The organism is Aquitalea sp. S1-19 (assembly GCF_024343515.1).
In genome coordinates this window covers 1-7120 of the sequence record NZ_RJTZ01000135.1, presented here as the reverse complement: position 1 = coordinate 7120, position 7120 = coordinate 1, and the positions used below count along the sequence as shown (strand labels likewise).

The 7120-nt window shown below is 54.4% G+C and carries 5 protein-coding genes and 3 rRNA genes; all 8 read right to left on the bottom strand.

Annotated elements, in window-relative coordinates:
- A 16S ribosomal RNA gene (locus EGI20_RS15580) occupies window positions 1-275 on the bottom strand; the annotation flags it as partial.
- Window positions 276-780: 505 nt separating this feature from the next.
- A complete protein-coding gene (argS, locus tag EGI20_RS15575; protein ID WP_498632532.1) occupies window positions 781-2499 on the bottom strand; it encodes an arginine--tRNA ligase in 1719 nt (572 codons plus the stop codon).
- Window positions 2500-2669: 170 nt separating this feature from the next.
- Window positions 2670-4013: a prephenate-dependent tRNA uridine(34) hydroxylase TrhP gene (gene trhP / locus EGI20_RS15570; protein WP_124736782.1), complete on the bottom strand. Its 1344-nt coding sequence runs from the start codon at window positions 4011-4013 to the stop codon at window positions 2670-2672.
- 8 nt (window positions 4014-4021) lie between these two features.
- Complete coding sequence (locus EGI20_RS15565) at window positions 4022-4519, bottom strand: hypothetical protein (protein ID WP_235930230.1); 498 nt, start codon at window positions 4517-4519, stop codon at window positions 4022-4024.
- 62 nt (window positions 4520-4581) lie between these two features.
- The gene (locus tag EGI20_RS15560; RefSeq protein ID WP_124736781.1) at window positions 4582-4800 is read right to left on the bottom strand and encodes a hypothetical protein; all 219 of its coding nucleotides are present in this window, start codon (window positions 4798-4800) and stop codon (window positions 4582-4584) included.
- Between the two features lie 106 nt (window positions 4801-4906).
- Window positions 4907-6292, bottom strand: a complete 1386-nt coding sequence (locus tag EGI20_RS15555) for an FAD-binding oxidoreductase (RefSeq protein ID WP_498632529.1) — start codon at window positions 6290-6292, stop codon at window positions 4907-4909.
- A 117-nt stretch (window positions 6293-6409) separates the two neighbouring features.
- Window positions 6410-6524 (bottom strand): 5S ribosomal RNA (gene rrf / locus EGI20_RS15550).
- A 257-nt stretch (window positions 6525-6781) separates the two neighbouring features.
- A 23S ribosomal RNA gene (locus tag EGI20_RS15545) occupies window positions 6782-7120 on the bottom strand; the annotation flags it as partial.

The window sequence follows — 7120 nt, the reverse complement described above, 5'->3', positions numbered from 1 at the left end:
ATACTCGCCTTGGTAGGCCTTTACCCCACCAACTAGCTAATCAGACGTCGGCCGCTCAAATAGCGCAAGGTCCTAAGATCCCCTGCTTTCCTCCTCAGAGCGTATGCGGTATTAGCACACCTTTCGATGCGTTATCCCCCACTACTTGGCACGTTCCGACGCATTACTCACCCGTTCGCCACTCGTCAGCAGGCCGAAGCCCCTGTTACCGTTCGACTTGCATGTGTAAAGCATGCCGCCAGCGTTCAATCTGAGCCAGGTTGGCACGTTCCGACGCATTACTCACCCGTTCGCCACTCGTCAGCAGGCCGAAGCCCCTGTTACCGTTCGACTTGCATGTGTAAAGCATGCCGCCAGCGTTCAATCTGAGCCAGGATCAAACTCTTCAGTTCAATCTCTATGCTTTTTTCGTACTTTGGCACGCAAGTTCAAAGAAACTTTACGTTTCCAATCTTCTTGCAGTGCGAGTGTTTGGCATCGCCAAGCACTCACACCTATCGGTTGTTCATTCTGTTAAAGAGCAGTGCTGCGCCGCTTGTTTCGTTTGCGTCGTCAGCTGAGGAGGCGAAATATACGCACCTTGGACTGATGCGTCAACTGTATTTCCCATCAAATATCACTTAATTACCTAACCAATGCCAAAACCAAAACTAAACCACTGACTATAAAAGACTTATCTCCATGGCTTATTTCTATTCGCAGCAAAAATAATCGCTACCTCTATAAAAAATGCCCTCCCTAAAGAGGGAGGGCATTTGAAATAAACAGCTTCAAACTTGTTTACATCGCATCCAGAACTTCAATACCCAGCAAATCCATGCCGGTCTTCAATGTTTTGGCAGTCAGCGCTGCCAATTGCAGACGGCTGGCGCGTACTTCACCTTCAGCCTTGAGAATAGGGCAAGCTTCATAGAAACGTGAGAACAACTGCGCCAGGCTGTACAGATACTGGCTCAGGTGGTGCGGGTAGCAACCATCGGCCACCGTTACCAGTACATCTTCAAACTGGGCCAATGCAACCGCCAGTTGCTTCTCGGCAGGCTCGCTGATCACGATCGCCGCGCTGGCATCATAGTTTTCCGCCTTGCGGAATACACTCTGTACACGGGTATAGGCATATTGCAGATAAGGCGCGGTATTACCTTCAAACGAGAGCATATTCTCCCAGTTGAAGATGTAATCGCTGGTACGGCTCTTGGACAGGTCGGCATATTTCACCGCGCCGATACCGACCGCGTGTGCGATCTGCTGTTTGGCCTCGATGGCCAGATCCGGGTTCTTCTCGCCGACCAGGTTCAACGCGCGCTCTTCCGACTCGTTGAGCAATTCGATCAGCTTGACCGTGCCGCCGGAGCGGGTCTTGAACGGCTTGTTGTCCTCACCCATCATGGTGCCGAAAGCAATGTGTTCAAGCACTACATTATCCGGCGCAAAGCCGGCCTTGCGGCAGGTCGTGAACATCTGCTGGAAGTGCAGGCTCTGGCGCGCATCAACCACATAGATGATGCGGTCGGCGTTCAGCTTGCGTACGCGGTAGCGCACCGCACCCAAGTCGGTGGTCGAATACAGGAAGCCGCCATCCTTCTTCTGCACGATATAGGCGGCAGGATTACCATCCTGATCGGCGAACTCCGGCAGGAAGACGACCTTGGCGCCCTCGCTGTCGGTTACGATGCCCATCTCGGTCAATTCATTGACCACGGTAGCCAAATCGTCGTTATAAGCCGACTCGCCCATCACATCGTCGCGCGTCAGCATTACGCCCAGCTTGTCGTAGACGGCCTGACAATGCGACAGCGAAACCTCGACAAACTGGCGCCACAACTCCAGCACCGACTCATCGCCGCCTTGCAGCCGCACCACATATTCACGGGCACGATTGGCAAAGTCTTCGCTTTCATCAAAGCGGATCTTGGCATTGCGGTAGAAGGTCTCCAGATCGCCCAGCTCCATGCCAGCCTTGCCGGTTTGCTGGGTCTCGACCAGATAAGCCGTCAACATGCCGAACTGGGTGCCCCAGTCGCCGACATGGTTCTGGCGAATGACATCGTGGCCCATAAAGGACAGCACGCGTGCGATGGAGTCGCCGATGATGGTCGAGCGCAAATGGCCGACATGCATCTCTTTGGCCAGGTTGGGCGACGAATAGTCGATCACAACCGTTTGCTTGGCTGGCAACGTCACGCCCAGACGCTCGTCTTTCAATGCCGCTTCGCTGCGGCGCGCCAGAAACTCGGGGGCCAGATGGATATTGATAAAACCCGGGCCGGCGATTTCCACTTTCTCGGCAATGCCTTCCAGATCCAGTGCATCGACTACTTTTTGCGCCAGTTCGCGTGGATTCATTTTGAGCGCCTTCGCCGCACCCATCACGCCGTTCGCCTGGTAGTCGCCAAAACCTACCTTGGAAGAAGGCTGAACCACGGCCGGAGCATCCGGCACACCGGCAGCAGCCAGTGCCGCTTGTACTTTTTGATTGATCAGTTGCTGTATCGTCATCGCATGCCTTATAAATAACTTGGAAGAAGCGAAAAAACCAAGCGCTTCCGAAAATTTTGCTTTTGATTGTATGCGCCAAATGCCACTCGGGCAACGCTTCACTTCCCGGTAAAAATAAACGGCAGTATAGCTTTCGCCATACTGCCGCTTGCGTGCGAGACTTAATCAGCTCAGAACAGGCGGGCAATCAGTGCCTTGTTCATGCCCTGCATACCCGGAATCCGCACCTGAATCCCGTTACCCGGCGCCACTTCGATAGCCACGTCATCGCGCAGCATCGTTTTCAGCTCCAGGATATGGTTACCGCTCGGGTGTATCACCTCCAGCCGGTCGCCTACTGCGAAACGGTTTTTCACATCGACTGTCGCCCAACCTTCCGCATCCACGGCCAGCACATCACCCACATACTGGCTTTGCTTGGCCTTGGAGTGGCCCGTCAGGTAATTCTGGTAGTCCTGCGTCTGGTGGCGCTCGAGGAAGCCTGGGGTATAGCCGCGATTGGCCAGACCATCCAGTTCGGCCAGCAAGCCCAGATTGAATGGTCGTCCGGCAACCGCGTCATCGATCGCCTGACGGTAGACCTGCGCCGTGCGTGCCACATAATACAAGCTCTTGGTACGGCCTTCGATCTTGAGCGAATCGACACCAATCTTCACCAGCTTCTCCACCTGCTCGACGGCGCGCAGGTCTTTGGAGTTCATGATGTAGGTGCCATGCTCGTCCTCGATGATGGGCATCATCTCGCCCGGACGGTTTCCTTCTTCGATCAGATAGGTCTTATCGGCCAGCGGGTGACGTTCCGCGCCACCGCAGGCGGCGAAGCTCTGGTTAGCCTCTTCCAGCGCCTTGCCAAAGTCCAGCTTGATGGTCTGCACATCGCCGGCATCATCGCCTTGGGTGTCGTGCATCTTGTAATCCCAGCGGCACGCATTGGTGCAAGTACCCTGGTTGGGGTCGCGGTGATTGAAATAGCCGGACAACAGGCAACGGCCCGAGTAGGCAATGCACAAAGCGCCATGAACGAAGACTTCCAGCTCGATATCCGGGCATTCTTGGCGAATCTCGGCAATCTCGTCCAGCGACAACTCGCGCGACAGAATAATGCGGCTCACGCCCAGCTTCTGCCAGAACTTCACCCCCATATAATTGACGGTGTTGGCCTGTACCGACAGATGAACCGGCACCTCCGGCCACTTCTCGCGCACCATCATAATCAGACCAGGGTCCGCCATAATCAGGGCGTCAGGCTTCATGGCAATGACCGGTGCCATATCAGCCATATAGGTTTTGACCTTGCTGTTATGCGGCAACAGGTTGCTGGCGACAAAGAATTGCTTGCCGCGCGCATGCGCTTCGTCGATGCCCGTTCTGAGCTCTTCCAACTTGAAGTCGTTGTTACGGGCACGCAGCGAGTAACGCGGCTGGCCGGCATAAACGGCATCCGCGCCAAAATCATAGGCGGCACGCATCTTGTCGAGGGTACCGGCGGGCAATAGAAGTTCTGGTGCTTTCATAGGTTTTCTCAGTGAAGCAGACAAGGCAAAGGAGCGAGATCGGGCTCGACAAAGGCCTTGCGCGCACGCTCATGATCCAGCAGGTCTGCAGAATAGTGATAACGAACCAGTGATACCGTATCAGACAGCATGTCCTGGTTCGCCTGGCAAAAATGTTCCCAGTCTTCGGCCTGCTCAGGCTGTTCAGCCATACGCTGATAAAGCAGGACCAGCGTCGCCATAGTCAGCGTGTGATGATAAGACGTTGCCAAAGCACGTATCAGGGCATAACGCGAAAAAGTATGCGCGCAACGCGCGGCAGCCTCGCGTACCGGATAATTCCGGTGATAAGCCCATGCGGCGTAAAGGCGAGTCTGCTGATTGAAATTGTCCGGCGGGAAATGGCCATTTTCCAGTTCACGCAGGAAGAGTTGATCGTCCGTCACAACAAGCTCCAAAACGGCGACAGGCTCCGCATGCGGAGCCTGTCTTGCCTTTGTACGGCCGCGATTATCTACTGCAGCCATCCGCTCGTCAACTGCCAGCGCGGCAGGCGGCCAACAAACAAACCTTTGTTTTTAATGCCATTTCAGGAACGTGGTTTTCCCAGAAGTGCCAGCAAGGCCAAAAGCTGCCCGGCCACACCCAGCAACATCACACACGGCAGCAGAATATCGAATAGCGGCTGACTCCCCTGCCAGTCAAGACCCCGCCCCATGCTGGCCACCATCAACAGCACCGTCGACAGCATCAACGCCAGCAAGGCCAAACGACGACGACGCCGCAAAAACTGCAATAAACTTGCCACCAGGCCAATCTCCTTTAAGCGGACACGCCAAGATATTTGGCTTATCTGCCACCGATTTTATCAAGCGTACCGCCAATAAACTATCGGCAATAGGGTAGCGGTGCCGTTACAGGGAAAAGATCTTGCCCGGATTCATCAGATTATCGGGGTCAATAGAACGCTTGATAGCGCGCATCATATTCAGGGCCGCAGTACCTGCCTCTTGCGCCAAATACGCCTGCTTGCCAATCCCGATGCCATGCTCTCCGCTACATGTGCCTTCCATCGCCAGGGCACGCTGCACCAGACGGTGATTAATCGCCTTCATTTTGGCCATCTCTGCACTGTCTGACGGGTTGGCCAACAACATCAGATGGAAATTCCCATCTCCGACATGACCAAACAGGGGAGCCTCAACGCCATCGCGTTGCAGATCAAGATACGTTTCCTCGATGCATTCGGCCAAACGGGAAATAGGTACACAAACATCGGTCGCAATGCAGCGGCAGCCAGGCTTAAGCTGCAAGCCGGCAAAGTAGGCATTATGCCGCGCCTGCCATAAACGGCTACGCTCTTCTTCACGGCTAGACCAGGCAAAATGCCCGCCGCCATTGGCTTCGGCCAAATCAGCAAACAGCTGCGCCTGCTCAGCAACACTGGCTTCACTGCCATGAAACTCGAGGAACAGGGTCGGGCATTCCGGATAATCAGTTTTGCTATAGCGATTGACCGCCGCCATGGTGAGCGCATCCAGCATTTCTGCCCGCGCCAGCGGAATGCCGCACTGAATGGCCTGAATCACGCTATCTACAGCCCCTCGCACGCTATCAAAAGCCACCATGGCGGACGACATGGCTTCCGGCATGCCATACAAGCGCACGGTGACCTCGGTGATAATCGCCAGTGTTCCCTCGGCCCCCACTAATAAACGGGTCAGGTCATAACCGGCAGAAGATTTCTTGGCGCGCGTGCCAGTATGAATAATCTCGCCGTCAGGTAAAACCGCAGTCAGTGCCAAGACATTCTCGCGCATGGTGCCATAACGCACGGCATTGGTGCCCGAGGCGCGTGTCGAGGCCATGCCGCCCAAAGTGGCATCAGCCCCTGGGTCGATAGGAAAAAACAGCCCGCTATGCCGCAACTCCTCGTTCAGCTGCAAGCGCGTCACGCCCGCCTCTACCGTCGCCGTTAAATCTTCCTCATGCAATGCGACAATGCGGTTCATCTGCGAAAGATCTATACAGACCCCGCCATGAATAGCCAGCGTATGTCCCTCGACCGAACTGCCCACCCCGTAAGGAATCATCGGCATCCGGTATTTCGCACATAAACGCACCACTGACTGCACTTCGGCAGTCGAGTGTGGAAAAACGACCAGATCGGGCAATACATCAGGATGGCAAGATTCATCATGACCATGATGAAGACGGATAGACTCACTCGCACTTACCCTGTCGGCAAATAAGGCGGTCAGTTCTTGTTGCAATAGCTGGATAGGGGAAAGAATAGACATGGCATCTCCACAGATTATGCAAAATGATATCACCATGGAGGAAGTGCGCTATTGGGGAGAGCCCGCAAATGCAAAAACCCCCGACCTTAATCAAGGTCGGGGGTTTTCTAATGGGGCGTCTGGCGGTGTCCTACTTTCACATGGCGAATGCCACACTATCATCGGCGCTAAGGTGTTTCACGGTCCTGTTCGGGATGGGAAGGCGTGGGACCACCTCGCTATGGCCACCAGACATTAACTTGTCAAATTGTAGAAACCGAAATTAAACACCCAGACCACTTCTTTCTCTGGATGCCTTGGTAGAAGTATTGCTTCGCAACTCTGCTTATCTTAGCAAAGCCACTCAAATGATAGGATCAAGCCTCACGAGCAATTAGTATCGGTTAGCTTCATGCCTCACAGCACACCCAGACCACTTCTTTCTCTGGATGCCTTGGTAGAAGTATTGCTTCGCAACTCTGCTTATCTTAGCAAAGCCACTCAAATGATAGGATCAAGCCTCACGAGCAATTAGTATCGGTTAGCTTCATGCCTCACAGCACTTCCACACCCGACCTATCAACGTCCTGGTCTCGAACGACTCTTCAGGAGGATCAAGTCCTCAGGGAAGTCTCATCTTCAGGCGAGTTTCGCGCTTAGATGCTTTCAGCGCTTATCTCTTCCGAACTTAGCTACCCGGCAATGCCACTGGCGTGACAACCGGTACACCAGAGGTTCGTCCACTCCGGTCCTCTCGTACTAGGAGCAGCCCCCGTCAAACTTCCAACGCCCACTGCAGATAGGGACCAAACTGTCTCACGACGTTTTGAACCCAGCTCACGTACCACT

Excerpts from the sequence above, each read along its gene's own strand:
- argS (WP_498632532.1), bottom strand. The coding sequence starts at position 2,499 with ATGACGATACAGCAACTGATCAATCAAAAAGTACAAGCGGCACTGGCT.
- trhP (WP_124736782.1), bottom strand. The coding sequence starts at position 4,013 with ATGAAAGCACCAGAACTTCTATTGCCCGCCGGTACCCTCGACAAGATG.
- EGI20_RS15565 (WP_235930230.1), bottom strand. The coding sequence starts at position 4,519 with ATGGCTGCAGTAGATAATCGCGGCCGTACAAAGGCAAGACAGGCTCCG.
- EGI20_RS15555 (WP_498632529.1), bottom strand. The coding sequence starts at position 6,292 with ATGTCTATTCTTTCCCCTATCCAGCTATTGCAACAAGAACTGACCGCC.